Source organism: Streptomyces sp. NPDC012466, from assembly GCF_042955215.1.
GTDB lineage: Bacteria > Actinomycetota > Actinomycetes > Streptomycetales > Streptomycetaceae > Streptomyces.
On record NZ_JBIBEQ010000004.1, the window covers coordinates 588,004 to 614,632 of the forward strand.

Below are 26,629 nucleotides of genomic sequence, written 5' to 3' on the forward strand. Positions count from 1 at the left end.
GGAACGGTACGGGCGAGGTGGAATGCCCAGAGTGCAGGGCCCGCTGGGTGGTCGGCATCGACCGCCGCTCGGATGCGGTGTTCTGCTCGCCGCGGTGCAAGGTGAGGGCCTGGAGACGTCGGGCGGAACCGTTCGGCGAACGGTCACAGAACGGGTGGGCGAACGCATCTCGGATCCACCTTCGGTCGTCATCCGTTCATTTGCGGCCACTCTATCGACGTCTCTTCTACGTGCAATTGCAAGGAGATCCGGGAACTTCCACCCCGGTCGATGCTGCCCCAGGAGCCGATCCAGGACAGTCTTCGAGTAGTTCTTGATTGTCAGGTACTCGTTCTTGGTGTTGCCGCCCGATCACCTGTTGGAGTCCCGGCCCGGAGCGTCGTACTGCACGCCCTCGATCTTCAGGGCCGAGGAGTACTCGGCGGCCTGCGCCGGAACGGCAGCGGCCAGGCCGAGCGCGGCGACGGCCGCTGTGGTCGCGGAAGCGGTGAGGATGCGACGGATGCGCATGAGGAATCCCCCCAGTGGGATCAACGAAGTGCACGTGCCCGAGCCCGGCCTGGTCGTGGTCGACATCGCCGCCGCCGACGACGAGACCGCATTCGCCTTCCACACGGCGCTCACCGCCCGGTGGGCCACCACCTCCGTGGAACGCACCACACGAGACGCGGGCCAGCCGGTGTCCGGCTGCCGTTGAGTCGCCCAAGGCGAAAGGCGCGCAGACGCCCGCGGCCGGCCTTTCCGTGCAGCGGGCGCCCCGGGACGAGCACCCAGTGTGGCGACTGCGTCGCCGCTTTCTCCGTCAGCACCCAGTTAGCGCACTGACCCAGCTGGTGGTCAGCCACCTGGTCACGGACGCCCGCAGGTATGCGCCCGGGCCGGTGCTGTTGGAACTGGGCATTGCCGGCGCTGTGTCACCGGACTCCGCCCCCAGGAGGAGCCAGCGTTTGCTGCCGCTCGCCTTTCGTCCCGGTGCGGCACCGGCCGAGTGGTCAGGGCGCCGACTTGCGCTGCTCGCCGGACGGACGGTCCGCCGGGGCGGAACGCGCCGGCCGCTTGGCCAGATGCCGCTGCAGCAGCACGTGGCGGAACTCGTACACGGCGCCGTTCTGCCGCAGGATCCCGCGGCGGTGCGCGTCGTCGAGGAATGCCATCAGGCGCAATGGGAGACGTCCGGAGACGGCCAGCCATACCCGGGTCTGCGTGAAGTACCCCCAGGGGCCGGACAGGAACGCGACGGCGACGGTAATGAACGCGAACCAGAGGACCATCAGCAGCAGGACCGCGCGCGGCACCGCCACATCGGGTGGCCGCCAACCGGCGAAGAGGACGCCGACGCACACGAGCAGGGCCAGCCACGTGGTGTTCAAGGTGCGCAGCAGACCCCAGCGGGCGTTCTCCAGCAGGTGTATCGGGTTCGGTGCCCGCGCGATGTCCACCGGCTCCATGCCGTAGTCGACCCACGTCTTCCCGAACGACCAGACGCCCGTGCCGAAGCCCAGGACGCAAGCCGTCGGCCAGCCGATCCGGGCGCTCCCGGCATTCTGGAACAGCAGGAAGTAGCAGACCGGCGTGATCAGGGCCAGCATGCTCCCGCTGAACAGCGCACGGCGGAGCAACAGCCGACGCGCGGCGGTCGTGCGCTGCACCGTCACCGTCCGAAGGAACATCGTGGACGTCCGGCGCGCGACCGGGTAGTGCAGCACGTACAGCACGGCGGGCAGCGGAAGCAGGGCGAGAACGGGGTAGTCCGGGTGGATGCCGAACAGCGGGGCCAGCAGGGCGCTGCCGCCCAGTGACAGGGCGGCCAACAGCGCCCCGGCCGTCACGAAGAACAGGGGCGGCAGTGCCAGGTTCTGCTCCCACCACGCGATGCTGCGCGTGGAGCGTGCCTCCATGTCGCGCGCCAGGTAGCCCAGCCACTTCCTGGCCTGATCGGCCGAGTGGCGGCCCCGCGGGGACCGCCGGGACCACGGCGCGGGCCGCGGGAAGTCGTCCGGTTCGGGCGCGTACGCGGCCTCGATGAGCTCCCCCAGCAGGTACTCCTCCACACTCTCGCGGGTGGCGAAACGGTCCGGTTCCAGCAGTTCCGCAGGGTCCTTCGCCGAGCCCGCGTCGCCGTCGCTGTAGATACGCCGGGCCAGGGCGACCGCCAGCGGTGTGGTGAAGGCCTCGCGCAGTACCTCCGTCTCCGGAGCGGCGGTGTCCCGCCCGAGCCGGTCCACCACCGGGTCCCAGGCCGTGCGGGTTCCGCCGGCCTCCGGGACCGCGGACAGCGGCAGGTAGTCGGCGTAGTCCTGCACCGTCAGGTCTTCCAGGCACACGACGAACGCCTTCTTCAGCGCGCGGGACTCGGCCACCGCGGCACGGTACTCGTCCGGCCGGCTCAGCAGGAGGTACCCCTCGCTCTGCTTGAGGGACGCGTTGATCTTCCGGACGGCTTCTGGACGCAGCCCCGGAGCCAGCCCGTCGAAGTCGTCCAGCACCGGCAGCACACGACGGGTAGTCAGCAGCCGGGAGACCGTGCCGGAGCTCTGTTTCTCGGCGTGCTGGAGGCCCGGGTAGGTGCTCAGGAGCTGCTCACCGAACCACCGGTGGAAGGACACCCCTGAGGACGGGTCCCAGGACAGCAGGGAGAGCAGGACGGGGACGGGCCTCCTCCGCCGCCAGCGTCCCGGGTCGAGCAGGGTCAGCACGAACTCGGTCGCGAGGACCGTCTTCCCGGCGCCCGCCTGCCCCAGCACGACGAGCCGGCCGGACGGCACCTGGTCATAGATGTCGGCGATCACCCGCAGGTCGCCCCCGAGGTCCATCGGAGTGTGCTCCGACTGACGCAGGTTCTGGATGTTGCTGCCCTGGTCCATCAGGTCCGCGGGCGCGTTGCCCCAGTGCACCGGCAGGGGGAACGGATCGTGGGACCGGTGCCGGAGCTGCTCGCTCTCCCACTGGCCGCGCACCGCCTCCGCGAGCGCGGCGGCGATGTCGTCCAGGGCCTTGTCGGGACCGGCCAGGGCCCGCGTCCCGGCGCGCGCCCGGACGGACGGGGAGCCCGCGGCGGTGGTCGGGGGCCTGTGCAGCACGGCGTCCGACGACTCCAGGAGCGGGTACTGGTCGCGTTCCCGCCACACCGAACCGACGTCGATCGCCGTGTGCCAGGCCCAGTTCCTGCTGGACACGTACCGCGCCCCGCGGACGGCGGCCTCCTCGAAACCGACCCCGAGCCCCTCGGTGGGCGTGGACCGCAGCGCTTTGGCCACACCCACCGGGTCGATGACGACGTAGGCGCCGGGCGGCCCCGGAACGGTCCGCTGCACGGCCTGTGCGAAACCGGCCGGGGGCTGCGGCCACACCGGGCCGGCCGGGGTGCCGGCGGGCGCCTTGTCGGTCATCCGCACGGCGACCAGGGCATGACCGGTCGAGGAGGCCTCGAAGTCGCCGTCCGCCGGCCGGAGCAGCAGCACCACCGGGTGGAGCCCCGCCGTCATGCAGGCGGCGGACAGGACGACGGCCAAGTCGAGGCAGGTGCCGTGGCGCGGGGACCAGAGCACCTCCCGGGGGGTGAGGATCACCTGGCGGCCGCGTTCGTCGGACGGCGACTCGAAGGCGTAGCCGATCTCCACGGCGGCCAGGGCGCGGTAGACCTCGCGCAGCCGGTCGGTCCTGCCCGCCGAGGATGCTCCCGGCAGCCGCACCAGCGCGGCCACCGCGTCCGGGGTCACGTACTTGGCTAGCGCGACGGGCTCGCCCTCCAGGGACCAGCGCGGCCAGCGGTTCATGCCTCGTCCCCGTCGATCACGGCGAGCGTCTCGCCGACCGACAGATCTCCTCCGCCGGGCACGTCCTGCGCGGTGACCGTCACGGTGTGCAGACCCGGCGCGGCGGCCGGGAGTTCGCCGTGGAAGTCCCGGGTGCGGGCGTCCCACTCCAGCGGCACCGCCACCGGCTCCGCGTCCGGGTCGCCGTCGGGCCGCGCCACCACCCACAGCGGGTCTGCGGGGGCCTGTGAGGCCGCTTCACCGGACAGGCCGAGCATCGTGGCGCGCACCGGGATCGGCGCGTCGGGGAGATACGCCTCCGCCAGTTCCAGTCCCAGCGAAACCGGCCGCTCGCCGCCGCCCCGCAGCCGGGCCAGTCCGTCCCGTCGCAGGTAGCCGCCGATGAGCGGGCCGCTCCAGTCCGCAGCGGCGAGCGGACCGTGCCGTTCGCGGGTCCGCATGCCCGAGGTGTCCCGGTCACTGTCCTCGATCGGCACCGCGCTGGCTGCGGGGACGGTGCCGTCCCCGAGGTCGTCCTCCCAGCCGTCGAGGGTGAGCCAGTCGGGCTGCTCCCGGGTGACCCGCAACCGGGTGCCGTCCCAGTGCCCGGCGGTCAGGGTGGGGTGGGACCAGGAGAACCGGGGGCGCATCTCCGTCCCCGACCGCGGTATTTCCGCCCATGCCGTCTCGATCTGACGGTGCAAGTCGAACGCGCGCCGGGCGTGCGGGCGCAGCCAGTCGACGGGGAGCTGGTGCGGGTACAGGATCCGCCGACCGCTGTTGTCCCGCTCCGCTGCGTCGGGCACGTCTCGCCGTGGCCCGGCCGGGCCGCTGGTGTCGAGGATCATCGGGTAGCGGGGGAGGAGTTCGGCCACCGACGGCCAGCCGCGGATGACCTGGGACGCCCTCGGTAACGGCACGCCCCCGACCCGGACGCCGTTGACGAGCCAGTCGAGGGCCTTAGGCGCGCCGCGGTGCGGCGTACCCAGCGTGATGAGCGCACGGCACTCCCGCCAACCCCCGAGGACGCCCAGCCAATACCGGGCCACCAGGCCGCCCATCGAGTGCGCCACCATGACCACCCGGCCGCGCCGTTCCGCCGCGCTCAGGCCCGCCAGCCGGAGATGGATCTGCGCGGCCAGCCGGTCCGCCGCCTCGGCGATGCTGCGCCGGAAGTCGTACGGGAAGAGCAGCACGTCGGCGCGCGGATCCGGTCGTTCGGGGTGCCCGAAGTCGATCCGGGCGCCCGGGAAGCCGGCGCCGACCCCCTGGACGAGCCCTTCGTAGCCGTGCACGACCGTCCACCCGGGAAGCAGGTGCTTGGAGGTGATCAGCCCGACCGGCCGCAGCTCCGACTCCTCGTCGAGGCTGAGCCGGCCGGGACGCACCAGGAGTCCCGCGATGCCCTTCGGGCCGGCGTCCCAGGCCCTCGCCGCCCTGCCGGCGGGCCGGGTGCGCTCCAAGACGCTGCCCCCGATCCCGGGAATCACCACGACCAGGTGCCTTGCGTTCATCGTTCCCCCCCGATGTTCCCGGCCCGGCCGCCGGTCGGTTCCGCGGCCGGGTGTTGTGGACGGGCGCCGCCGCCGGTCACGGCAGCGGAGGCGGCACCTTCGCCGGGTGGTCCGCCAGCGCCTCCAGCGCCAGCCGCACCGCCTCGTCAAGCTGCACGTTCCGGCCGACGGCCCAGTCCTGCGGCCGCTGCATGACCTCCACGTCCGGGTCCACGCCGCGGTTGTCCCCGTCCCACCCGTAAACCTCCGGCCAAAAGGCGTACTTGGGTTGGGGGATGAGCGTACCGTCGACCAGGCGGTAGCGGCTGTCGATACCGCTGACTCCGCCCCAGGTTCGGGTGCCGGCCACGGGCCGATCCCGAGCGCATTGATTACCGCGTTGACGATGTCGCCGTCAGAGCCGGAGAACTCGTTGGCGACGGCGACGACCGGTCCGCGCGGCGCGTCCTGCGGATAGCTGACCCGGGCGCATGCCGCGCGGCAGGTCCCAGCCGAAGATCCGGCGGGCCAGGTTCTCCACCACGAGCTGCGAGGTGTGGCCGCCGCGGTTCTCGCGGACGTCCACCACCAGGCCCTCCCGGGCCACCTCGACCCGCAGGTCACGGTGGAGCTGCACCCTCCCGCTGACGGGACAGCGGGCAGCCGCTCACCAGCACCAGCCACCACCCGTCGCTCGCACAGCGCGCCGCGGGTGCCGCCGGCCGCCAGTCGGCCAGCGCTGTCTCCGACCGCTCCAGGACCGCCGACACGTCTGCGTGAGGGTGGAGCGGGGCGAAGAGGCGCTTGGCGGGCAGCGGCCGAAGTCACGGCGGTTGACGGGCGGGTGCAGCGATTGCTCAAGACCCGATGCGTGGGAGCGGGAACTGGAACCTGGGCGGCATTCGGTGTGTTCGCCGACGGGCCGGGCGGTGGTGCGCTACGCACGTTGCTCTGGGATCGCGGTTCCTGGCATCTTCGCCTCAGCCCCCCAGCCATGGGCTGAGGCGGGCTGTGCAGCGGGGCCGGGCCTGGGGCTGGGCGGGGCGGTGTCAGCCGTGGAAGTCGATGTAGCCGTTGCCGCCAGAATCGTCGCTGCGCTTGGTGTAGGCCTGGACGTCGGCGCGGCTGCCTCGGCGCCGTTCCCACCACCTACGGCCCCGGCCTTGCACAGCGCCTCACCACCCTCGCTCCGCACGGCGTCGACATCGTGCTCGACACCGCGGCCTCCGGCTCCCTGGACGACCTCGTCGCGATCGCGGGCGACCCGAAGCGCGTCGCGACGGTCGCCGACCACGCGGGCGGACAGCGCCTGGGCACGCATGTGGTCAACGCGGAGAACGATTCCACTCGCCTGTCCGCGGCGGCGGAACTGGGCGGGCAAGGCCGCTACACACCCCGTATCGAACAGGCCTACCCCCTGGAGCGGATCGCCGACGCCCACGCGCACGCCGAGCGCGGACGCACCCGAGGAAAGATCGTGATCTGCATCTGAGCAGACCGATCTGTATCGGAACAGGCCCATGAGGTAGGTAACTCGCAACGTGCGGGCCTGCGTAGCGAGCGTGCCCTCGATCGGTACCGGCGAGCGGGCGGTTCGAAGCGGGCCGATCTCCATGTCGCCTCGTCAAGCAGGCCGCCCCCACTCGGGCACGGCACGTGGCACATGGGCCGTCGGCCACGGGGCACTAGCCTCATCTTGCCGTCGCCGTTGGTGTCGATCCGGCGGAGGTTGTCGGCCATGTCGACGCTGCCGACGCCGACGGCCTTCAGTCAGGTCTCGAACTCGGCCGATAAGCGGCCAATCAGACGGGCAGAGAGCTGGTCCGTAGACCACGCCCTGCGGACCTGATGTGGCTGGTCTATCACTGACCTGGATGCACAGAAAGCGCGCGGGTCGTGCCGGGCGGTACGTCCGCGCCCGGGATGAACTCAGGCGGCTCGACCGGTGAAGGAGCGGCTGAACTGCTGTCCCGACTGGACCATGCCACGGACGTTGCCGAGCCGCTTCGTTTCGTACCCTTCGAGGGCCTGTGCCACCGTCGATCCACGCACGCCCACAGCAAACGGCTTCGGCGACGGCCTCGGCGTCGTGGAGCGATGCGCTGAAGCCCGAGCCGGTCATCGGGGTCGGCACATGCGCGGCATCTCCCACGAGGGCAAGACGCCCGTTGACGAGTTTGTCGGGGACGTACTCGGCGATGGGGGTGCCGATGACGGCACGGCGCTCGATGCCATCGAGGATGGCCTCGCGCCAGGGCGAGGGCCACAGGTCCTCGGCTTTGTCCGCGAGTTCGCGGAAGGTGGCCTCCGGTATGTCGGCGGAGGTGAGCGATCGGCGCACGACGTTGCCGACAATACTGCCCGGTTCGCGTAGGAGATCGTTGTGGCTCGCGTCGTACCAGGCCCAGCCGACCTGGCGGGAGCCTGGGGCGACGGAACCGTCGGGGCCTGCCCGACCGTGCCGTCTTGACCTAACTCGCACCGTACGCCGAGCGCTGCTTCGACCGGCATCTGGCCTCAGCAGACGAATGGTTCCCCCACCAGCTCATCCCCTGGAGTTCCGGCCTGGACTTCGACGGACCTCTCGGCGGACAGCCTTGGGACGTTAAGAAGTCGTTTTCTCCCGATGTTTTATCCCGGAATGAGTGTTTGATCCCCTGATATCGGCTGGCGCCAGGAGAGGGTGGCATCGTCGGCCAGGCACCACCGGCCCAGGCCGCAACCTCGCTTTCCGGTCCCAAGAACGGTTCCGACTCCCGGCTCACGGCAGATTCCCCGCTGGCCGTCCATCCCTGTAATGAACTCCGTCTGCTTCATTGACATCTCACTCGGAATACCTACCGTTGGGAGCGCTCCCATGACAGCCTTGCAACTGGAAGGAGTCCCCCCACATGCGCAAAAAGAGTCCGTTAACCGGGCGTTCGCGGGCGTCCCTCCGCCGGCCTCTCCAGGCGTTCGTCATGCTGTTCGCCATGGTTGTCGGCGCACTCACCTGGTCGGCCCCCGCCCAGGCTCACGGCACCGTCGTCGGCCCCGCCACCCGCGCGTACCAATGCTGGAAGACGTGGGGCAGCAACCACACGAACCCGGCCATGCAGACCCAAGACCCCATGTGTTGGCAGGCCTTCCAGGCCAACCCCGACACCATGTGGAACTGGATGAGCGCGCTCCGCGACGGCCTCGGTGGTCAGTTCCAGGCACGGACCCCCGACGGGACGCTCTGCAGCAACAACCTCTCGAGGAACGCCAGCCTGAACAAGCCCGGACCGTGGAAGACCACCACCATCGGCAACAACTTCTCGGTCCACCTGTACGACCAGGCGTCCCACGGTGCCGACTATTTCAGGGTCTACGTGAGCAAGCAGGGCTTCAACCCCAAGACCCAGACCCTGGGCTGGAGCAACCTCGACTTCATCACGCAGACCGGCCGCTTCGCCCCGGCGCAGAACATCACGTTCCCTGTCCAGACCTCCGGCTACACCGGACACCACATCCTGTTCGTGATCTGGCAGGCCTCGCACCTCGACCAGGCCTACATGTGGTGCAGCGACGTGAACTTCGGCTGAGCCGCAAAGCACGAACACGGCACCGGCACCTACCGGGCGCCGGTAACCTGCCGTCCGGCCGACCGAGCCCCGTCGGGGCAGGGGCCCCATTTGGTCACCCTGCCCCGACGGGGCTTCCTGCGTTCCTGACCGTCAGTGCCGCGACGATCAGTCGCGTTCGGGAGCTTCTGCCGGGTGATGTGCCTGGTCATCAGGGTGATCGCAGCTCAGGTGATCACGGTCTCTGAGTGCTGGACGAGCCGCTCGTAGTCGCGCGCGTGACGACGGGCGTTCATCATCCAGGCCAGGGACCGTTCGACGACCGAGCGGCGAGGCAGCACGACGAACCCGGAAGTGTCCTTCGGCCGAGAGACGGTCTTGATGGTCAGGTCAGGTGCTTCTTCGCCCAGGTGACGAGCGCGCCAGCGTAGGCGCGCCCAGACGATGGGTGGTCAGCTGCGGCTGGTGACCGCTGCGGACGAAAGGAGGGCCGCCAGCGAGCTGTGGGCCCTCTGCAGGATCACGCTAGTGGCCAGCGCCCATTACTTCGGTATGTGGCCGCAGCAGGCGACGGACGGTCTCGGTCTGGTCGGCGCTGGTGAGCGGTGCTACCGCGAGCACAGCTGCCAGTGCCACGAACAACCCGATTACAGCTTTATGCATATTTTTCTCCCGTTTTCAGCCGGAATGTCGTGCCGCTTGGAGTGGCCATTGGTTTACACGGGCGCCATAGCCGCCCGGTTGCGCAGGAGTTGCGTTTCTGGCGTGACGTACGCCGGTGTCTGTCGGCCTCACGAGGGAACCGCAGCGCACCCCCGGACGCGCCGACCGCACGTCCTCAGCGTTTAGCGGTGCCCATCTGCTCGGTGATCGTCTGCATCGGCTCGCGGTCGACTGAGCCGGTTTCCCGGGAGAGGAAGGGACCGGGGGCGGGGTGGCTGGGGCGGCTGTCCCAGAGTGGGGCCGGTCGGCCGCGGCGAGCATCTTGCTGATGCGTCGGGCGAATTCGTGTCCTGGCAGGGGAAGTTCCGTGTCGGGCTCGCGGATCCTACGGCGCGGCCCACCGCGAGGTCATGCCCTGCGCCGAGCACCGGCAGTCGAAGTACCTGAACAACCGGGCGGAGAATAGCCACCAGCCGGCCAGGCAGCGCGAACGGGCGATGAAAGGCTGCCGCTCCGTGAGCGGAGCCCAGCGGTTCCTGTCCGCATTCAGCGGCATCACGCCCCACTTCCGACCCGGCCGCCATCTGATCCCCGCATCCGACTATCGAGTCGAGATGACCGTCCGCTTCGCGATCTGGGAGCAGATCACCGGCGTCGCCGGCCTACCCACCGCGCCGTGAGCACACAGCCCGAACCCGACTCCACCACGCCCCGGCACACCGTCAGACACCCCCACCCGACAACGTGACAACGCCGACGAGGCTGCCCGGCCTCGCTACGGGCCCCCTCCTCGGTCTCCTGGGTATTACGCCGTTAACGGTTGACACCGCGCTAGAGACTGACGCAGGCTCACGCTCGAGGGTATTAACGGCGTTAACGGCGGGCGTTCTGCTCACCATTGGTCGTGGGCGGGCTGGGTCAGCGTTTGACGCGTTTACGGGCGGCCAAGACCGCCAGGTCCAGAAGGATGGGCTCGGTCAGGCGGGACGCCATCTCGATGTAGGTGCCGGTGGTGGTCAGGTCCTGCCCGCTGGAGCGGAACACCACCGAGTTGAAGGTGATGTTCAGGGCCCTTTTCGAAGCGCTTCCCAGTGAACCTGGTACCGGTGGGGTTCTGTGGGTCGTTCTTGTCGATCTCAAAGCTGACCTTGCCCCCACCGGGTGGCACGATGCCGGTCGCTTCCTGGTTCGGGGCGTCCTGGGGGAGCCCGCAGCCCATCAGCAGCACGATGGTGATCAGCATGGCGGCAGCCAGCCAGCCCAAAGCTCGGGATGCACGCAAGCCGTAGCCGAACAACAGTCAGTAGCCATGCAGCAGCCCACGTTCGGCACTCTGCGTTCGCGCAGGAAGGTGATACGAGGGTCGTGGTCCTGGGTGGAAGTGATCATGAAGCAGTCGACGGTATTCGTCGTGCTGCTCTGACATAAACCTTGAAGTGTGGCTGAGGCCGGTAGCGGCGCAGCGAGGCACACGCGCGCCTGATCGGTCGGCGAACCCGCCGTCGGGCTTCGTAATGATCATCAGCCCGCGCCCGCAGGTACTGCTACCTCCCCCTCGCGACAAGAGACCCGTATATCCACGGAATCCGAAGCCGCCTGGTTCAATCTGCGATTTTGGCTCGCGAATCATGCCAAAAATATTGACGCGGTCCGCCGGAACCTTAAGATCCAGTCGATCGACACTTCGACCCTAGTTCGGTATGTCGAACGCACCAGGGCCGCACCCCGCTGGATTCCGGACAGCCTCTGACGGGCGAACCGGTACCGCCAGTTCAAAGGATGACGAGGTTCGCATGCACAGACGTAGTTTCAGCCGCAAACACCCGTCTGCGGTGCTCGCGGCTACCGTTGCCGCCCTGGCCGCCTTGGCGGCGACGCTCCTCGCCGGCCCGGCTGAGGCGGCCACCACCAGCGCCGTGCGCGGCGTCGCTTCCAACCGGTGCCTCGATGTGTCGGGCGCGAGCCAGACCGACGGCACGAATGTGCAGATCTGGGACTGCAACGGCGGTACCAACCAGCGGTGGACGCTGACGGACAACAACCAGCTGACCGTGTACGGCAACAAGTGCCTGGACGTTCCGAACCACGCCACCACGGCCGGTACCCGGCCGGTGATCTGGTCCTGCAACGGCGGCACGAACCAGCAGTGGCGGGCGAACGCCGACGGCACGATCGTCGCCGTGGAGTCGGGGCTGTGCCTGGACGTCAGCGGCGGCGCCACGGCCAACGGCACGGCGGTGCAGCTGTGGAACTGCAACGGCGGCAACAACCAGAAGTGGACCGGCCTGTCCGGGACGCCCACCACGTGCGCACTTCCGTCGACGTACCGGTGGTCCTCGACCGCCCCGCTGGCGCAACCGCAGAACGGCGCGCTCGCGGTGAAGGACTTCACCACCGCGAAGATCAACGGCCAGAACCTGGTCTACGCCACCACCTCCGACGGCAAGGCGTGGGGCGCGACGATGTTCAGTCCCTTCACGAACTGGTCGGACATGGGGACAGCCACCCAGAGCAAGGTGAGCGGGTCAGTGATCGCGCCCGAACTGTTCTACCTCTCGACCAAGAACATCTGGGTGATGGCCTCGAACGGGTGGGACACCGCCTGGCCCTTCACCTACCGCACGTCCAGCGACCCCACCAACCCCAACAGCTGGTCCGCGCCGCAGCCGCTGTTCACCGGCAGCCTCCCCGTCGGCGGCCCGATCGACCCGACCCTGATCGCCGACGACCAGAACATGTACCTGTTCTTCGCCAATGACAAGGGCGGCATCTTCAAGTCGACCATGCCGCTCGCGAACTTCCCCAGCAGCTTCGGCTCGTCGTACGAGACGGTCATGAGCGACACCGAGGAGCGCCTGTTCGAGGCCCCGGAGGTCTACAAGGTCCAGGGCCAGAACCAGTACCTCATGATCGTCGAGGCGCGGGGGGCCAACGGGCGCTACTTCCGCTCCTTCACCGCCCCCAGCCTGAAGGACAAGTGGACCGAGCAGGCCGGCACCGAGAGCAACCCCTTCGCGGGCAAGGCCAACACCAACCAGACCTGGACCAACGACATCAGCCACGGTGACATGATCCGCGTCAACTCCGACCAGACCATGACCATCGACCCCTGCAACCTGCAGTTCCTCTACCAGGGGCGGGACCCCAACACCCCGCCTGGCACCGACTACCTGTCCCTGCCGTACCGGCCCGGCCTGCTCACCCTGCAGCGCTGACCCCGCCCGCTCCACGGTGATCGCGACGCGGGGTGGCGGCCCGCCGACGCGTGGACGAGCTGTCCACGACATGGGCGAACCCACCCCTGACCGATCCACCGCATGAGGAACCCCAGCCGCACGTCGGCCGGGGTTCCTCCCTTCCGGGCCGCCTTCCTGCCGCGACTACGCGAGCCCACCCCGGACCATGAGCGAACGGCCCGGTGTCAAGGTCACCCAGTGGCCCTCCACCGGCGGCTCCAACCAGGACTGGCAGATCCTCGCGGTGTGAGCCGCCGGGACGCTCAGTGAGGGCGGAGTTGTCCGGCCCAGATCGGCAGCAACACGGGTGCCGAGTGGCTGGCACCAACGGCTATCCCCCACCCGCTAATTCACCATCACTCGCAGAAGAGGACGCCTGTATGAGAAAGCCCTGGATTTTCCCGCTGGTCACGCTTGTCGCCGCCGTGCTCGGGGTGACGGCGGCGGGTGTGGCCCCTGCCTCCGCCGCCTCCGACACCCCTTTGCGGGTCATGCCGTTGGGTGACTCGATCACCTGGGGCGTGGGCAGCAGCACCGGCGACGGCTACCGCGGGCCGTTGTGGAACAGGCTCGCGACGGACGGGCATCCGCTGGACTTCGTGGGCACGGAACGGAGCGGCTCGATGTCCGACAACGACAACCAAGGCCACCCCGGGTACAAGATCCACCAGGTCGCCGCCCTCACCGACGCCTCGCTGACCCGCTACCGGCCCAACGTCGTGACGCTGCATATCGGCACCAACGACCTCAACGAGAGCTACCAGGTCTCCACCGCCACCGCCCGGCTGAGGTCGCTGGTCGACCAGATCACCGCCGCCGCCCCCGACGCGACCGTCCTCGTGGCCTCCCTGGTCGTGTCCACCAGCGGCTCCGAGGAGCAGTACCGGGCCGCCTACAACCAGGCGATCCCCCAGATCGTGCGGGACGCACAGTCCGCGGGCAAGCGCGTCGCCTACGTGGACATGAGCAGCCTGACCACGGCCGACCTGGTCGACGCGCTGCACCCCAACGACTCCGGCTTTCAGAAGATGGCCGACGCCTTCCACCGCGGGATCCGGTCCGCGGACAGCGCCGGGTGGCTGAGGAACCCCGCCCCCGCCCCCGCACGCGTGCAGTCCGGCATCCCCGGCAAGTGCATGGACGTCAACGGCGCCGGCACCGCTGACGGAACCGCCGTCCAGACGTGGGGATGCAGCGACGGCGCCAACCAGTTCTGGTCCGCCTACACCGACGGCACCCTGCGCTCCATGGGCAAGTGCCTCGACGTCGCCGGGGCGGGCACGGCCAACGGCACCAAGGTGCAGCTCTGGTCCTGCCACGGCGGCGCCAACCAGATCTGGCAGCCCTTCAACGGCGGCTACCGCAACCCCGTCTCCGGCCGCTGCCTGGACATTCCGGGTGCCTCCACCGCCGACGGCACACAGCTCCACCTGTGGGACTGCCACGGCGGCTCCAACCAGAAGTGGACCACCCTCACCACCGGATGACCCCCACTCCCGGGGTCTGAACCCCTTCCGGGTTCTCCCCGTGTGAGGCCGACCCAGGGCCGGCCACCCGAACAGGGAACGGCCCGCCGCACCAGGAACACTGGTACGGCGGGCCGCTCACGGTTCTCAGCTCTGCTGCAGGGGAGTCAGGAGGAACACCGCGCGTCACCACCCGGCGGCCGTTGCCCCGGAACACCCGGCCTCGTCGACGGCACACGGTAGAGCGACGATTCCGACGCCATCGATCTGCGGGAATGCGCGGTCGAGTACGGCCTCAATTGCTTCGGCGTCGGCGCGGTCGCTTTCGGTGGGCTCGTCGTGGAGGGCGAGCTGGAGGTCGAGGTCGGAGACTCCGGGGGTGGCAGTGCCACGGGGGATGCTGCCGTAGAGGAAGGCGCTGTGCAGGCGCGTTCTGCCGAACTTCTCGGTGATATGAGCGCGGGCGGCATCGACAACGGGAACGAACGCTGCCGGCACTCGGTCCAGTGCGCCTTCGCGTGCGATCGTTCCCGTTGCGGTCCAGCCCTCGTTCATTCATGGGGCCACTGTGCCTTGTGCTGCTGTTGATGGGGATCCATGAAAATGACCATGGGTACTCCTGGCCTCGTTTGATCAACTCCTCAATGGGCTGGGGAACTTCGGCGAGCGGTACGCCCTCGATGAACCGAGGCCACCCGCCCATGGCGTGTCTGAACGCGTAGGCACGTCAGGGGGCGCCTTCGGCGTCGCTCCCGCGATGGCTGCGCGCACCCTGGTTGGCCGGACACCCCTGGGGGCAGACCGCGGATCAAAGTCCTGGAGTTCCGGCTCGGGCGGCAGCCGCTACGAGGGCAGTGCCCCGCCTGCATCCGGCGCGGTGCGTGCATGCTCGACCGGCTCCGGTGGCAGGAGGCCTCGGCTCTGTAAAGCCGGCGCGAGGCGGCCTGACGTTCTCGACCGGGTCAGTTGAAGTCTGTCGGTTTACGGTGGCCTCAGTGCTGGGCGGGGCCGTTTGGGCCGGAGACGGCTCCGAGCTGGCCGAGCCCATCCAGGATGTCGGTGCAGGTCCAGTACTCGACGAACTTGCCGTTGTCCACGCGCAGGATGTCGTGGCCGCTGAAAGCGATCTTCGTGCCGGCGGGGGCGGTGGCGTGGGGGATGCCGCCGGTGTAAGTGGCGTGCATGGTCCAGCGTGCGGCGATCAGGTCGCCGTCGACGATGGGGCCGAGGTCGACGGTGATGGCGATGTCGCCGAACGCGGCCATGGTCTGCTCGATCTCGGGCAACAGCCGCGCTGGGCCGGTGATCGCCTCGGAGTCGGTGCCGTCGGGGCGTGCCTGATGGACGACGAAGCCGGGGTCGAGGATGTCCTCGGCGTGGCTGAAGTCACCGCGCCACATCGCGCTCCAGCGGTCGTAGAGGGCACGTAAGTATTCCGAGGCCTGGTAGGCCATGACGGTCTCCCGTGTGTCGTGACAGAAGGTCCCTGCGTCACGCATAATCTGTGTGACGCATACATTTGGCCCTAGAGGATAAGCTCATGTCAAACCACACCCGCGCGGAGATAGTGGCCGCCGTCAATGTGGCCGCCCGGCGGCACCACGCTGCCTACACCCTGTTCAACCAGGCAATGGCCGAACGGCTAGGCCTGCACCCAACCGATCTGCAGTGTGTGAGCCTGCTCGGGCTGGAGTCCCGGCCGCGGACTACCGGCGAAATCGCAGAGCTGACAGGGCTGACCTCAGGGTCGGCCAGCCGCCTCGTGGACCGGCTGGAACGGGCCGGGCTCGTCGAGCGGCAGCCCGACCCCGGCGACCGGCGCAAGATGCTCGTATCCCTCACGGCCCCTCGTAGCCCGGAGGTCGAAGCCGCCTGGGAGGCACCCGGTCGGGCCTTCGCCCAGGCTCTCGACGATTTCACCGACGAGGAACTCACGGTGATCGAGCGGTATCTGCAGCGCATCACCGCAGTCGGCAGCGAGCAGACCGAACGCATGCACAGGGGCTGAGAGAGGGCAGCCGGGGAATCAAGCAGAGCAACTCTGAGGCGAAGCCGATCAGGGGTGGCCGAATTCAAAGGGCTCCATCACTGTTGCTGCCGAGCGGATTTCCAGGCGGTGTGGCGTCCGCGAATCACACCGCCCACGCATCCGCCAGCGGGCGGTGCAGCACCGGCCCGCCAGGATCGATGGACGCGTCCTCGCCGTCCTCGTTCGTTCCCCAACCCGCGGGTCGCTGCGGCGACGGGATGTGCGCGGTCTCGCGCGAGGTCGAGCCTCGCAATCGAACATCGCTGTACCCCTCCGCGACCACTCCCCAAGATCTGTGCCAGAACCGAGATTGGACAGCACCACCAAGGGGCGGCTGGGTCGGGCTCCGCGCCCTGACGTACGTTCGGGCCTATGACGCGCGTCCTGAAATCCCGGCTGGTGGCCCAGTGAGCGGCTGGTGGGCCTACCTGGAGGAACGGACCTGCCGGGAGGTCGACGCCGACGTGCTGCGTGATCGTCGGCTGTCGGCGGTCAGGACGGTCTGGGAAGCACTGCGTCCGTTGGGGGTGGGTCTGCACGAGGTCGAGCGGGTGGTTCACGCGCGATACGAGGCCCTCGGCGACCGAGTGCAGCGCACGCCGCCCGATCCGCTCGACCTCCCCTCACTCGCAGTACGCGCCGCAGCTCTACCGGGCCGTGTGGCGGCGGTGGAGGCGTTCTGGGACGGCGATACCGTGCACGACTGGTTCGTGCTCCTGGTCGCGGTCCTGGACGCCCCAGAGGGGGAGAGCCACCTGGCGACCGTCCACCACCAGCCTGACGGCTCTCCGCCTGGCGTTGCCGCCGCCAAGGCAGGCCGGGCGCTGGCCAGCCACCTTGGCGTGCCGTTTCACTTCGTTTCCCCGGACGTCCCTGATGACGAGGCCCCGCGCTGGCGGACAGTCCAGAGGCTGGCGGAAGGGCCGTAACCCGGGAGCGATGGGTGAATCACGGTCGCTCAAGGAGGCCGGACTATCCGGTGCCTCCCGTTCCTATGAACATCGCCCCAGGGCCGATCCGGGTGTCTCCCGAGACGGTGAACAACTTCTGTCGATGCTCGTGAACAAAGCCACCCGGGGCTCCAGATCGAGCGGCATCACGGCCGTAGCCAGCACCAAATGCGCCGCACCGGGTACGCCACGGTGATGAGGGCTGTGTACCGTCGTGGCGACGCTGCACGAGGTGATCAAAGCGTCTGCGGGTGCGCCGGGTTCTGAACTCAGCCCCCAGCTCAGCGAGGTGGCTGGTTCCCAGTACGCCAGTTGCCCTCGCAGCGGCGTCCGGAGGCCGAGCGGTGGGAGCCCGGCAGGCCGAGGACACGATCGTCCTCGACCACGAGGATCTCGCGAGGTGCAGACCGGCCGGGAAAGCAGCACCCGGCACCCCCGGCCGAACGCGGTGACTGCTCCTGACCCGCGATCATGCGCGCCTTCGGTTGGGGAGGCTCTGCCTGCACGGCGGTGACCGGGACTTGCCCCCAATTCGAGAAGTCGTTCGACGCCGGAAGCTACAGATCAAGCTGAGCAGCCACACGGAGTCCTCACGGGGACTGGCGCCGCGACGCGCGGAAAGTGACACCAAGGACTCCGTCTGCCTGGCCGGGGCGGCCGGGGGGTCACCTCAGGCCATGGCCAGGAGGGCCGAGATCAAGGCCCCGAGGCAGACTCGTTCGGCCTCTTCGTCGGGCAGGGAGAGGTGCTGCATCGTCAGTCCGTCGAAGCCCGCGAGGAAGAACCTCGCGATCGTCTCGGCGGGCTGGGCCAGCTGGTGGCCGGTGCGCTCGGCCGCTTCGCTGATCAGCTTTGCCGTCACCGCCAGGACCTGGCTGTAGTGGCTGTGCAGTGCCTCCTTCAGGTGCGGTGTGCGCAGGGCGAGCATGCTGAGTTCGGTCAGCAGTTGATGGGCCTCGGGCTGTTCGATCACCGTGCGCCAGAACGCTTCGGCGAGGGTGACGATGGTTTCCTCGAAGCTCGCGTCCGTGGGTGCGGCCCGCTCCACCTGGGCGACCAGGTTGTCGGTGACCTGCTCCATGACGGCCCGGTAGAGGTCTTCTTTCGTGCCGAAGGTGTAGTGCACGGTCGCCTGTGCCACCCCCAGCTCGGCGGCGATGGCGCGGGTGCTGCCGGCGGCGACGCCTTCCCTGGTCATCAGGTCGATGGCGGCCTTGATCAGCTGGGGGCGGCGCTCCGCCGCGGATACGTGAGCCATGACTCCATCTTAGACGACTAAGTCTCGTGATCAGGTCACTCGACAATATGCGGCCGCTCCTTGGGTCGGCGCCCCGGAAACGCGCCCTCCGGGCCGCCGCGGGCACCGGGCTCGGGGTCTGCGCACTCGTCCCCCTGTGCCTTGCCTGCGCCGGACGCCTGCGACCGGGGGCGGCCGAAGCGGTCCTCGCCCGTATAAACGTCTTCAACTACACGGGTGTGCTCGCCGGCGGGGCCGCCAGCAGAATCCACGGGTCCACCGGCCACTTCCGACTCGCCTACGCGATACCCGCCGCGCTCGTCCTCGCGCTCCTGGCGACCGCACGGTCGTTCAACCACCGGTTCCCATCGTAGAGCGCGGTCAGCCGCTGGCTGGCTTTCCCGTAGGAACGGTGATGCCACTCGGGCGATGCTCCCGAAGCGGCCGTCGTCTTGGTGCAGCGGGTCTTGCGAGTGTCACAGCAGCAGGCGCAGTAGTCGTTCTTTCCAGGTGGTGAAGGGTGGGTAGGCGAGCCGGAGCAGGTCGGGGAAGAGTGGTTTGCTGAGGACGGCCTTGGTGTGGCTGAAGGTGTCGATGGAGTGTTCGCCGTGGTAGCGGCCGAAGCCGCTTTCGCCGATGCCGCCGAAGGGCAGGCCGGGGACGGTCAGATGGGCGTTGGGGACGTTGAAGGCCAGGGCGCCGGAGGAGGTCTGCGTGGTCAGGCGGTGCTTGCTGTGGGAGGACGCGGTGAAGGCGTAGAGGGCCAGGGGCTTGTCGCGTTCGGTGATGAAGGAGATGGCGGTGTCCAGGTCGGGGACGGCGACGATGGGCAGGACTGGTCCGAAGATCTCCTCGTTCATCACCGGGGCGCAGGGGTCGACGTCGGCGAGGATGGTGGGGGCGATGTAGCGGCTGTCGCGGTCGTGGTCTCCGCCGGTGACTGTGCGTCCGTCCTTGAGGAAGGCGACGAGCCGGTCGAAGTGGCGGGTGTTGACGATCCGGCCGTAGTCGGGGCTGGTGGCCGGGTCGTCGCCGTACATCTCGCGGATGGCTGAGGCCAGGTGTGGTTCGAGGGCGCTGGCCGTCTCGCCCACGGCGAGGACGTAGTCCGGTGCGACGCAGGTCTGGCCGGTGTTCATGAATTTGCCCCAGACGATGCGGCGGGCGGCTGTGGCCAGGTCGGTGCCGGGTTCCACCACGGCGGGGCTCTTGCCGCCCAGTTCCAGGGTCAGCGGGGTGAGGTGGCGTGCGGCGGCGGTCATGACGATCCGGCCGACGGTGCCGTTTCCGGTGTAGAAGATGTGGTCGAAACGCTGTTCCAGCAGGGCCGTGGTCTCGGGGACGCCGCCCTCGACCACGGCCACCGCCTGCGGGTCGAGGTGGAGCGGCAGCAGTCGGGCGAGGGCCGCGGAGGTGGCGGGGGCGAGTTCGCTGGGCTTGATGACGGCGCAGTTGCCCGCGGCCAGTGCGCCGACCAGGGGCGCCAGTGCCAACTGCACCGGGTAGTTCCACGGGCTGATGATCAAAACGGTGCCCAAGGGCTCCCGAACCAGCCGGGCGCGGGCGGGCGCGAGCGCGAGCGGAACACCGGTCCGACGCGGACGCGTCCACGCGTTCAGGTGGGCGAGCGTGTGGTCGATCTCGTTGACAGTGAACCCGATCTCGGTGGTGAACGCCTCCGTCGGACTCTTCCCGAGATCGGTTTTGAGAGCCTCTCCCAGCTCCGGTGCGTGATCTGTCAACAGGCTTCGCAAAGCCCGCAGCTGGGCGCGACGCCAGGCCACGGGCCGCGTGCGGCCGGAGTCGAATACGGCACGCAGTCGGGAAACGGTGGCCGCGGCTTCAGCGCCGGGCGTCTGAGTGGTGTCGATGCCGTCCATGTCAGCGGCATTCAAGGATGGCGGCCGTGGTGGCGAAGGCGTCGGCGGTGACGAGGTCGAAGTCGCCGTGGTCGCTGCCGAGTCCCTGTGCCACCAGCGCGGCGGCGGCGCAGCCGAGCACGCCGCACTCCCGTAGTCCGCGTCCCAGGCCGAGTCCGCGCAGGAAGCCGGCAGAGAAGGCGTCGCCGCAGCCGGTGGTGTCCACCACGTCGACCGCGAAGGCCGGGATCTCGATCACGTCGTCCTTCGTGACCACCAGCGCACCGCGTGCTCCCCGGGTGACTGCGACGCAGCCGACCCCTTCCGCGAGGAATCTGCGCGCACCGTCCTCCAGCGTTGCTGCGCCGGTGAGGCCGAGCACCTGGTCCTCGTTGGGCAGCAGGTAGTCCAGATACGGCAGCGCGAGCGCGATCCAGTCGAACAAGCCGCTGTCGCCGGATACGAGCAGGTCGGCGGAGGTGACCACACCCGCGGCCCGTGCGCGAGCGAGAATCTTCGCCGCAGCCTCACCGCCCATCAGCTCGGGTGCGCCCATGTGCAGATGGGTGGCTTCGGCGATCTCCGTGTGGGGGGCGTCGTCCGGCCCGTAGGCGATGTTCGCGCCCAGGACGTGGAAAGCGGGGCGGCTGCCGTCGGGTCGGATGGGCAGTACCGAGGCCGAGGTCTGCGTGTCGTCGCGGCGCAGGACGAGAGAGGTGTCCACGCCGTGGCCGGCCAGCATGCTCAGCAGCAGGTCGCCGATCGGGTCGGTGCCCACCGCGCCTGCGGTGCGCACAGCCGCTCCCAGCTTGGCCAGTATCAGCGCGGTACCGGCAGCCGTGCCTGCCGGGCCGAACCGGATCTGGTCCACCAGGGCCGCGCCCTGGCCTTCGGGAATGCCCTCGACGGGCCGGACCTGCACGTCGAACACGTGGGCACCGAGAGCAATGACTGTCTGGCTCATCGGGTGCTGTCCTCTCCTCTGGGACGGGTGGTGCCGTAGCCGCGCCGCAACGCCGCGGTGACGACGGCGGTCTGCTGGTTGTCATCCAGGAGCCGCGGTGTACCGATCTGGGCGGCACGCAGGTAAAGCCCGCACAGCCACTCCAGTAGCAGCGCGTTCTCCACGGCCTTGGCGAGCGTCGGCCCGAACGTGACGGCGCCGTGGTTGGCCATCAACGCCGCCGACCTGCCGTCGAGCGCCGCCAGGACGTGCTCGGCCAGCTCCGGGGTGCCGAAGACGCCGAACGGCGCCACACGTACGGAACCACCGAGCAGCAACTGCTGGTAGTGGACGCACGGAAGTTCGTCGAGCACCAGGGACAGCGCGGTGGCCTGAGGCGAGTGAGTGTGCACCACCGCGCCGGCACTGTACCGCTGGTAGATCCCCAGGTGCAGCTCCAGTTCGGAGGTCGCCTCCAGGTCCCCGGCGAGCATCCCGCCGTCCAAACCGACCACCGTCACCTGTTCAGGCGTGCACTTTCCCAGGACCGTGCCGGTCGCGGTGACCGCGATCCGATCGCCGTCACGCACGCTCACATTACCGGCCGTGCCGATCAACAGTCCCTCGGTGGCAAGGCGATGGCACGCCACCGCCACAGCGCCACGCTGTTCTTCGGCAGACTCATGCGTCGCCGACATGTCAACGTACCGTCGTCGAGCGCTCGGACCGGAGCAGGGTGTTGAGGTTGGCCATGGAGGTGCGCATGCCAGCGCGCATCGCGGGCTGCTGTAGGGAGTCGAGGAGCAGGCCCAGTGGACCGAGGCCGATGGTGTACTCGACCTGGTAGAGCATCTCCGTCGCCTCCCGGCCGTCGGCAGCCTGTACCGGGCGGAACTCGAAGATGTTGGTGACGTCCTGGAGCGGGGCGAATCCGGTGCCGGTGTCGACGCGGCGCTTGAGGGGTTCGATCTCCTGGACGGTCCAGACCGAGTTGGTCTTGAGGGGGCCGAGGGTGCGGTTGTGTTCGGAGTAGGTCTTGCCGACGGTGGCGACGCCGTGGTGGTCGGTGACCTCGATGGCTCCGGCGACCCACTCGGCGTACCGGTCGGTGCGGGAGATGACGTCCCACACCCGCCCGAGGGGGGCGTCGATGACGGCGGTCTCGGCGACGACGAAACGGTTCATGGCAGGGTTTCCTTGCTGGTCGGTGGTTCTCGCGTTCAGTGCTGGTGGAGGAGTTCGTTGGCGGTGTGGCGGCCGGAGCGCACTGCGCCGTCCATGTAGCCGTTCCAGTAGGGGGAGAACTCGGCGCCCGCCCAGTGCACGCGGCCGTGGGGGCGGCCCATCCACTGGCCGAAGTCGGTGAGCACGCCGGGGGCGGCGACGGAGGTGGGGCCGCCCTGGGTCCACTGCTCGGCGGTCCAGTCCTGCTCGACGTAGTCGACGGTGTCGAAGGCGCGGTCCCCGACGACCTGGGCGAAGCAGCGCAGGACGGCGCCGCGGCGCTCGGCGGCCGGGCGGTGGGCCCACTTGCGCCATTCCCGGCCGCCGAGGAAGCCCATCAGGACGCCGGGTCCGCCGCCGGGCGGGGTGTTGTCGAACATCTCGCGGATGGGGGAGCCGCCGCGCAGCAGGCCCATGCCGGACAGCCCGTCCTCGCGCCAGAAGGGCTTGTCGTAGACGGCCACGCACTTCATGAGGGTGCCGAACGGCAGCCGCTGGAAGAGCTGGTCCTGCTGCGCCGGGAGCAGCGGGTCCCACACGATCCGCGAGGCCACCAGCGGCGGTACGGCGACGATGACCCGCTCGGCCCGCCAATCGCCGGCGTCGCAGACCATGGTGACGCCGGTGGAGTCCTGGCTGATGCGCCGCACGGGCGCCGACAGGTGGACGCGGCCGTCGAGTTCCTCGGCGAGGCGCTGCGCGACGAGCTGGGAGCCGCCGACGAACCGGCTGTCCTGGGCACCGCCGGTGGTACCGGTGCCGCGTTCCATGGTGCCGGGGTGCGTCTCGTTGCCGAAGGTGGAGACGTACCAGAGGCTGAACAGGGCGGAGGCGTCGCGGGCTTCGCCGCCGTAGGCGGAGTTCAGGAACAGGTTGATCATGTCGACGGCGTCGCCGGTGATCTCGGCCTTGCGCAGCCAGGTCTCGTAGGTCATGCCGTCCAGTTCACGGGCGTTGGGGGCCCGCCACGGTGCCGCCGGGTCCACCTTGGCCGCGGCCTGGCCGATGCGGGCCAGGGCGATTCCCATGTCCGGCAGCGCGAACAGGTCCGGCGGGGTGTGGCCCGTGAACCGCTTGGCCTTGCCGTCGTTGACGTAGACGGTCTCGCCGGGGACGGCGGCCTGGTAGGTGTCCACCCCGACCTCCTTGGCCAAGGCGAGGATGTGGTCCTGGGTGGGGCCGACGAACTGGCCGCCGATCTCGGTGACCTGTCCGTCGCCGAGGTGGTGGTTGAGCAGCCGGCCGCCGACCCGGTCCCGGGCCTCCAGCACGGCCACCGACTTGCCCGCCGCGACGAGCTCCCGCGCCGCTGTCAGACCGGCCAGCCCGGCACCGATCACGACTACATCCGCCCTGCGGGCCTGGTGTGACCTGGTGGTGTCCCGGTCCTGCGTGCTGGTCATGATCACTCCTTGTCATGGGGGCGGTCCCGGCGCTGCCTAAGTGCCCGTAGGGAAAGGGGGGACAGGCCCATGACCTGGCTTTCCCGAGGGTGGTGCGCTCCGGTGACCACACCATACACACGACATGGTCGAGTGACAATGTCAGAAGCTTTAGTTGGGTGATTTGGTCAACCGACATGATCGGTTGATAAAGTCGGTGGCGAAGCAGCTCGGATGCCGCCCGGCGGCACCTCCACGCCTCATGCCCGTAGCCGCTCAACGGCGCAGGGCCGACCCGTTCCGCCTTTCGTCCCGCGTCCGCGTCAGGACCACCGGGAATGCCTCACCGACCTTGGGAGTTCGCCATGGCAGTCCTGCTCCATCGGCTGGGCCGCAGCGCCTACCGCCACCGCAAGCTCGTGCTCGGCATCTGGCTCGTGGTCCTGGCCGCGCTCATCGCTTGTGTCAGCGTCTTCGGCGGCAAGCTCGACGACCGCTTCACCGTGCCGGGGACGGAGTCACAACGCGCGCTGGACACGCTCGGCAGGACACTGCCCGAAGCCTCGGGGGTGAACGCCCAGATCGTCGTCACCGCACCCGAGGGCCGCCGGGTCACCGACGCCCGCTTCACCGCGGCCATCGCCAAAGCTGAGGCCGCGGCCTCGAAGGCACCCCAGGTCAGCGCCGTCATGGGCCCGGCCGTCACCGGCGCCGTCTCGGCCGACCGGAGCACGGCGATCGTGCAGGTGCAGTACTCCGTGCAACGGGCCGAAGTAAGCGCCTCGTCGCTGGACGCCATAGAGCGGGCCGCCCACGCGGCCCAGGAGAACGGGCTGCGGACCTCCGTCGGCGGCAGTGTCTACGGCAGCAAGGGCGTTCACATAGGCCCGTCCGAGATCATCGGTGTCGCCGTCGCCCTGCTCGTCCTCGTCGTCACCTTCGGCTCCCTGCTTGCCGCGGGCATGTCGCTGCTGACCGCCCTGATCGGCGTGGCCGTGGGACTCGCCGGACTGCTTGCCCTCGCTCCGGCGGTCAGCATCTCCTCCACCGCCGTCACCCTCGCGCTGATGCTGGGGCTGGCCGTGGGTATCGACTACGTCCTGTTCATCCTCTCTCGCCACCGCCAGCAGCTCGCTCGCGGCACCGAGCCGCAGGAATCCGCGGCGCTGGCCAACGGTACGGCCGGTAGCGCCGTCGTCTTCGCCGGCAGCACCGTGATCATCGCCCTGGCCGCACTCAGCGTCATCGGCATCCCGTTCCTGACCGTGATGGGCCTCGGTGCCGCCGGAGCCGTCCTCGTCGCCGTCCTGGCCGCGGTCACCCTGGTCCCGGCCCTCGCCGGATTCGCCGGCGCCCGGCTGACCCCGAAGCCCGGCAGTCAGGCGGCCCAGCAGGCCACCGACCCGGACGGATCCGCCGGACAGACCACCCTGGGCGCCCGCTGGGTGAAGTTCGTTGTCGCCAAGCCCCTGCTCACCGTCCTGGCCGTCGCGGGCCTCCTTCTCACACTCGCCCTCCCGGCCGCCGACCTGCGCCTGGCCCTCCCGGACAACGCCTCTGCCCCGGTCGGCTCCACCGAGCGCAAGGCCTACGACACGATCAGCGACAAGTTCGGCCCCGGCTTCAACGGCCCGCTCCTGGTGCTGACCGAGACAGACGGCCGTCCCGGCGCGCAGGCGGGCTCCGAGGTCGCCCGCAAGCTGCGGGACCTCAAGGGCGTCAGGGCAGTGCTGCCGGCGGTTCCCACGCGCGACTCGGCGCAGACCGTCATCCAGGTCGTCCCCGAGACCGGCCCCGACAGCGTCCGCACCGACCGGCTCGTCCACGACATCCGTGCCGCCGCCCCGGAACTGCGGGAAACCACCGAAGCGAGGGTCGCCGTCACCGGTACCACCGCCGTCAACATCGATGTCTCCAACCGCCTCAGCGCCTCCCTGCTGCCGTTCATCGCGATCGTCATCGGCCTCAGTCTGATCCTGCTGACCATGGTGTTCCGCTCGCTGGTCATCCCGCTCAAGGCCGCCGTCGGATTCCTGCTGTCGGTGGCGGCCTCGCTCGGCCTGGTCGTCGCCCTGTTCCAGTGGGGCTGGCTGGCCGACGTCCTCGGCCTGGCCCACACCGGTCCCGTCGTCAGCTTCCTGCCGATCATCCTGATCGGCGTGCTCTTCGGACTCGCCATGGACTACGAGGTCTTCCTCGTCTCCGGGATGCGGGAGGAGTGGGTGCACACCGGGGTGGCCCGCCGCTCGGTGACCGACGGCGCGCGGCACAGCGTCCGGGTCGTCACCGCGGCCGCCCTGATCATGTTCACCGTCTTCGCCGGCTTCTTCCCCCTCGACGACGCCCTGATCAAGCCCATCGCCTTCGCCCTCGCCGTCGGCGTGGCCATCGACGCCTTCGCCGTCCGCCTGACCCTCGTCCCGGCCGTCCTCGCCCTCGCCGGACGCCACGCCTGGTGGCTCCCCGCCTGGCTCGACCGTTTCCTGCCCGACCTCGACGTCGAGGGCACCCGCCTCCAGAAGGCCCCCGAGGCGGAGCACAGGGAGCCTGAGCGGGTCTCCTGAACCGGCTGCGCGCCCGGCGGATCCGCCGGGCGCGCGCGTGTCCTGGCTTGGAGGGGGCGCCACATCCAAGCCAGGGTCTCGCCCTGCCCGGGCACACCGCGACAGCGGTCGCCTCGTCGTGCCCGTCACGACCCACCACCACGTTGCAGAGGGCGGGCGTGTAGGAGTCGCCGGCCTTCGTGAACGCCCGCCTTGGCCTGGGGGCAGGCGCGGGTCGATGACGGACGCGAGTGCCGTCGTCAGCTGCTGGGACAGCGCCACCCGTCCGTCAGGGAGCCCTACG

20 protein-coding genes and 7 pseudogenes are annotated in these 26,629 nt (G+C 69.5%); 12 read left to right on the forward strand and 15 right to left on the reverse strand.

Annotation, left to right across the window (positions count from 1 at the left end):
- Positions 1-276: 276 nt before the first annotated feature.
- Positions 277-510, reverse strand: a pseudogene (locus tag ACFY9E_RS18580) (lamin tail domain-containing protein); the annotation flags it as partial.
- Between ACFY9E_RS18580 and ACFY9E_RS18585 the strand changes: the two are divergent.
- Together ACFY9E_RS18585 and ACFY9E_RS18590 are read left to right on the forward strand one after the other, a co-directional pair.
- The gene (locus ACFY9E_RS18585; RefSeq protein WP_390984906.1) at positions 509-697 is read left to right on the forward strand and encodes a DUF6207 family protein; all 189 of its coding nucleotides are present in this window, start codon (positions 509-511) and stop codon (positions 695-697) included. The pseudogene ACFY9E_RS18580 and the gene ACFY9E_RS18585 overlap by 2 nt on opposite strands.
- 76 nt (positions 698-773) lie before the next feature.
- A pseudogene (locus ACFY9E_RS18590) lies at positions 774-908 on the forward strand (ATP-binding protein); the annotation flags it as partial.
- An 84-nt stretch (positions 909-992) separates the two neighbouring features.
- Here ACFY9E_RS18590 and ACFY9E_RS18595 read toward each other — a convergent pair.
- From ACFY9E_RS18595 to ACFY9E_RS18605, 3 genes and pseudogenes are all read right to left on the reverse strand, one after another.
- Positions 993-3,776, reverse strand: coding sequence for an NACHT domain-containing protein (locus ACFY9E_RS18595; RefSeq protein ID WP_390984909.1), 2,784 nt, complete (start codon positions 3,774-3,776; stop codon positions 993-995).
- Positions 3,773-5,269 carry a hypothetical protein gene (locus ACFY9E_RS18600; RefSeq protein WP_390984912.1) on the reverse strand — a complete coding sequence of 499 codons (1,497 nt, stop codon included), beginning with the start codon at positions 5,267-5,269 and terminating at the stop codon, positions 3,773-3,775. Before ACFY9E_RS18600 ends, ACFY9E_RS18595 begins: the two co-directional genes overlap by 4 nt.
- Positions 5,270-5,345: 76 nt before the next feature.
- Positions 5,346-5,891 (reverse strand): annotated as a pseudogene (locus ACFY9E_RS18605) (S41 family peptidase); the annotation flags it as partial.
- Between the two features lie 483 nt (positions 5,892-6,374).
- Between ACFY9E_RS18605 and ACFY9E_RS18610 the strand changes: the two are divergent.
- Positions 6,375-6,740, forward strand: a pseudogene (locus ACFY9E_RS18610) (zinc-binding dehydrogenase); the annotation flags it as partial.
- Between the two features lie 132 nt (positions 6,741-6,872).
- Here the strand turns inward: ACFY9E_RS18610 and ACFY9E_RS18615 are convergent.
- Positions 6,873-7,400 carry a hypothetical protein gene (locus ACFY9E_RS18615; RefSeq protein ID WP_390985134.1) on the reverse strand — a complete coding sequence of 176 codons (528 nt, stop codon included), beginning with the start codon at positions 7,398-7,400 and terminating at the stop codon, positions 6,873-6,875.
- Between ACFY9E_RS18615 and ACFY9E_RS18620 the strand changes: the two genes are divergently transcribed.
- Both ACFY9E_RS18620 and ACFY9E_RS18625 read left to right on the forward strand, forming a co-directional pair.
- The gene (locus ACFY9E_RS18620) at positions 7,383-7,622 is read left to right on the forward strand and encodes a hypothetical protein (protein ID WP_390985154.1); all 240 of its coding nucleotides are present in this window, start codon (positions 7,383-7,385) and stop codon (positions 7,620-7,622) included. The genes ACFY9E_RS18615 and ACFY9E_RS18620 overlap by 18 nt on opposite strands.
- Positions 7,623-8,208: 586 nt before the next feature.
- Positions 8,209-8,814: a lytic polysaccharide monooxygenase gene (locus ACFY9E_RS18625; protein ID WP_390985136.1), complete on the forward strand. Its 606-nt coding sequence runs from the start codon at positions 8,209-8,211 to the stop codon at positions 8,812-8,814.
- A gap of 206 nt (positions 8,815-9,020) precedes the next feature.
- Here the strand turns inward: ACFY9E_RS18625 and ACFY9E_RS18630 are convergent.
- Positions 9,021-9,149 (reverse strand): annotated as a pseudogene (locus tag ACFY9E_RS18630) (IS5/IS1182 family transposase); the annotation flags it as partial.
- A gap of 690 nt (positions 9,150-9,839) precedes the next feature.
- Between ACFY9E_RS18630 and ACFY9E_RS18635 the strand changes: the two are divergent.
- Positions 9,840-10,136 (forward strand): annotated as a pseudogene (locus ACFY9E_RS18635) (DDE-type integrase/transposase/recombinase); the annotation flags it as partial.
- Between the two features lie 238 nt (positions 10,137-10,374).
- On the opposite strand, the pseudogene ACFY9E_RS18640 reads toward ACFY9E_RS18635, so the two are convergent.
- A pseudogene (locus ACFY9E_RS18640) lies at positions 10,375-10,792 on the reverse strand (hypothetical protein); the annotation flags it as partial.
- A gap of 457 nt (positions 10,793-11,249) precedes the next feature.
- Between ACFY9E_RS18640 and ACFY9E_RS18645 the strand changes: the two are divergent.
- Positions 11,250-12,671, forward strand: coding sequence for a non-reducing end alpha-L-arabinofuranosidase family hydrolase (locus tag ACFY9E_RS18645; RefSeq protein ID WP_390984915.1), 1,422 nt, complete (start codon positions 11,250-11,252; stop codon positions 12,669-12,671).
- A 401-nt stretch (positions 12,672-13,072) separates the two neighbouring features.
- Entirely contained in the window at positions 13,073-14,179 is a 1,107-nt protein-coding gene (locus tag ACFY9E_RS18650) for a ricin-type beta-trefoil lectin domain protein (RefSeq protein ID WP_390984918.1), read from the forward strand.
- A 165-nt stretch (positions 14,180-14,344) separates the two neighbouring features.
- Here the strand turns inward: ACFY9E_RS18650 and ACFY9E_RS18655 are convergent, their stop codons facing one another.
- Complete coding sequence (locus ACFY9E_RS18655) at positions 14,345-14,713, reverse strand: nucleotidyltransferase domain-containing protein (RefSeq protein ID WP_390984921.1); 369 nt, start codon at positions 14,711-14,713, stop codon at positions 14,345-14,347.
- A gap of 437 nt (positions 14,714-15,150) precedes the next feature.
- Positions 15,151-15,612 (reverse strand): ester cyclase, encoded by a 462-nt coding sequence (locus ACFY9E_RS18660; protein ID WP_390984923.1) that lies wholly within the window; start codon positions 15,610-15,612, stop codon positions 15,151-15,153.
- An 86-nt stretch (positions 15,613-15,698) separates the two neighbouring features.
- Between ACFY9E_RS18660 and ACFY9E_RS18665 the strand changes: the two genes are divergently transcribed.
- Positions 15,699-16,166: a MarR family transcriptional regulator gene (locus ACFY9E_RS18665; RefSeq protein WP_390984925.1), complete on the forward strand. Its 468-nt coding sequence runs from the start codon at positions 15,699-15,701 to the stop codon at positions 16,164-16,166.
- A gap of 428 nt (positions 16,167-16,594) precedes the next feature.
- Positions 16,595-17,116, forward strand: coding sequence for a hypothetical protein (locus ACFY9E_RS18670; RefSeq protein ID WP_390984928.1), 522 nt, complete (start codon positions 16,595-16,597; stop codon positions 17,114-17,116).
- 691 nt (positions 17,117-17,807) lie between these two features.
- Here ACFY9E_RS18670 and ACFY9E_RS18675 read toward each other — a convergent pair.
- The gene (locus tag ACFY9E_RS18675; RefSeq protein WP_390984931.1) at positions 17,808-18,395 is read right to left on the reverse strand and encodes a TetR family transcriptional regulator; all 588 of its coding nucleotides are present in this window, start codon (positions 18,393-18,395) and stop codon (positions 17,808-17,810) included.
- A gap of 47 nt (positions 18,396-18,442) precedes the next feature.
- On the opposite strand from ACFY9E_RS18675, the gene ACFY9E_RS18680 reads away from it, so the two are divergent.
- Positions 18,443-18,748 carry a hypothetical protein gene (locus ACFY9E_RS18680; RefSeq protein WP_390984933.1) on the forward strand — a complete coding sequence of 102 codons (306 nt, stop codon included), beginning with the start codon at positions 18,443-18,445 and terminating at the stop codon, positions 18,746-18,748.
- 102 nt (positions 18,749-18,850) lie between these two features.
- Here ACFY9E_RS18680 and ACFY9E_RS18685 read toward each other — a convergent pair whose 3' ends face one another.
- From ACFY9E_RS18685 to ACFY9E_RS18705, 5 genes are read right to left on the reverse strand one after another with little or no spacing between them, the layout of a single operon-like run.
- Entirely contained in the window at positions 18,851-20,254 is a 1,404-nt protein-coding gene (locus ACFY9E_RS18685) for an aldehyde dehydrogenase family protein (RefSeq protein WP_390984936.1), read from the reverse strand.
- 1 nt (position 20,255) lies between these two features.
- The gene (locus ACFY9E_RS18690) at positions 20,256-21,197 is read right to left on the reverse strand and encodes a PfkB family carbohydrate kinase (protein WP_390984939.1); all 942 of its coding nucleotides are present in this window, start codon (positions 21,195-21,197) and stop codon (positions 20,256-20,258) included.
- A complete protein-coding gene (locus tag ACFY9E_RS18695; RefSeq protein ID WP_390984942.1) occupies positions 21,194-21,874 on the reverse strand; it encodes a class II aldolase/adducin family protein in 681 nt (226 codons plus the stop codon). The genes ACFY9E_RS18690 and ACFY9E_RS18695 overlap by 4 nt, the downstream gene beginning before the upstream one ends.
- Before the next feature lies 1 nt (position 21,875).
- On the reverse strand, positions 21,876-22,361 hold the full coding sequence (locus ACFY9E_RS18700) for an SRPBCC family protein (protein WP_390984945.1): 486 nt from the start codon (positions 22,359-22,361) through the stop codon (positions 21,876-21,878).
- A 35-nt stretch (positions 22,362-22,396) separates the two neighbouring features.
- Positions 22,397-23,803 carry an FAD-dependent oxidoreductase gene (locus tag ACFY9E_RS18705; RefSeq protein ID WP_390984947.1) on the reverse strand — a complete coding sequence of 469 codons (1,407 nt, stop codon included), beginning with the start codon at positions 23,801-23,803 and terminating at the stop codon, positions 22,397-22,399.
- A gap of 344 nt (positions 23,804-24,147) precedes the next feature.
- On the opposite strand from ACFY9E_RS18705, the gene ACFY9E_RS18710 reads away from it, so the two are divergent.
- The gene (locus ACFY9E_RS18710; protein ID WP_390984949.1) at positions 24,148-26,346 is read left to right on the forward strand and encodes an MMPL family transporter; all 2,199 of its coding nucleotides are present in this window, start codon (positions 24,148-24,150) and stop codon (positions 26,344-26,346) included.
- The last annotated feature ends 283 nt before the right edge of the window (positions 26,347-26,629 follow it).

Coding starts and splice junctions, on each gene's coding strand:
- ACFY9E_RS18645 (WP_390984915.1), top strand. CDS start 11,250: ATGCACAGACGTAGTTTCAGCCGCAAACACCCGTCTGCGGTGCTCGCG.
- ACFY9E_RS18655 (WP_390984921.1), bottom strand. CDS start 14,713: ATGAACGAGGGCTGGACCGCAACGGGAACGATCGCACGCGAAGGCGCA.
- ACFY9E_RS18665 (WP_390984925.1), top strand. CDS start 15,699: ATGTCAAACCACACCCGCGCGGAGATAGTGGCCGCCGTCAATGTGGCC.
- ACFY9E_RS18620 (WP_390985154.1), top strand. CDS start 7,383: ATGCGCGGCATCTCCCACGAGGGCAAGACGCCCGTTGACGAGTTTGTC.
- ACFY9E_RS18690 (WP_390984939.1), bottom strand. CDS start 21,197: ATGAGCCAGACAGTCATTGCTCTCGGTGCCCACGTGTTCGACGTGCAG.
- ACFY9E_RS18585 (WP_390984906.1), top strand. CDS start 509: ATGAGGAATCCCCCCAGTGGGATCAACGAAGTGCACGTGCCCGAGCCC.
- ACFY9E_RS18595 (WP_390984909.1), bottom strand. CDS start 3,776: ATGAACCGCTGGCCGCGCTGGTCCCTGGAGGGCGAGCCCGTCGCGCTA.
- ACFY9E_RS18695 (WP_390984942.1), bottom strand. CDS start 21,874: ATGTCGGCGACGCATGAGTCTGCCGAAGAACAGCGTGGCGCTGTGGCG.
- ACFY9E_RS18675 (WP_390984931.1), bottom strand. CDS start 18,395: ATGGCTCACGTATCCGCGGCGGAGCGCCGCCCCCAGCTGATCAAGGCC.
- ACFY9E_RS18600 (WP_390984912.1), bottom strand. CDS start 5,269: ATGAACGCAAGGCACCTGGTCGTGGTGATTCCCGGGATCGGGGGCAGC.
- ACFY9E_RS18660 (WP_390984923.1), bottom strand. CDS start 15,612: ATGGCCTACCAGGCCTCGGAATACTTACGTGCCCTCTACGACCGCTGG.
- ACFY9E_RS18650 (WP_390984918.1), top strand. CDS start 13,073: ATGAGAAAGCCCTGGATTTTCCCGCTGGTCACGCTTGTCGCCGCCGTG.
- ACFY9E_RS18680 (WP_390984933.1), top strand. CDS start 18,443: ATGCGGCCGCTCCTTGGGTCGGCGCCCCGGAAACGCGCCCTCCGGGCC.
- ACFY9E_RS18710 (WP_390984949.1), top strand. CDS start 24,148: ATGGCAGTCCTGCTCCATCGGCTGGGCCGCAGCGCCTACCGCCACCGC.
- ACFY9E_RS18625 (WP_390985136.1), top strand. CDS start 8,209: ATGCTGTTCGCCATGGTTGTCGGCGCACTCACCTGGTCGGCCCCCGCC.
- ACFY9E_RS18700 (WP_390984945.1), bottom strand. CDS start 22,361: ATGAACCGTTTCGTCGTCGCCGAGACCGCCGTCATCGACGCCCCCCTC.
- ACFY9E_RS18685 (WP_390984936.1), bottom strand. CDS start 20,254: ATGGACGGCATCGACACCACTCAGACGCCCGGCGCTGAAGCCGCGGCC.
- ACFY9E_RS18705 (WP_390984947.1), bottom strand. CDS start 23,803: ATGACCAGCACGCAGGACCGGGACACCACCAGGTCACACCAGGCCCGC.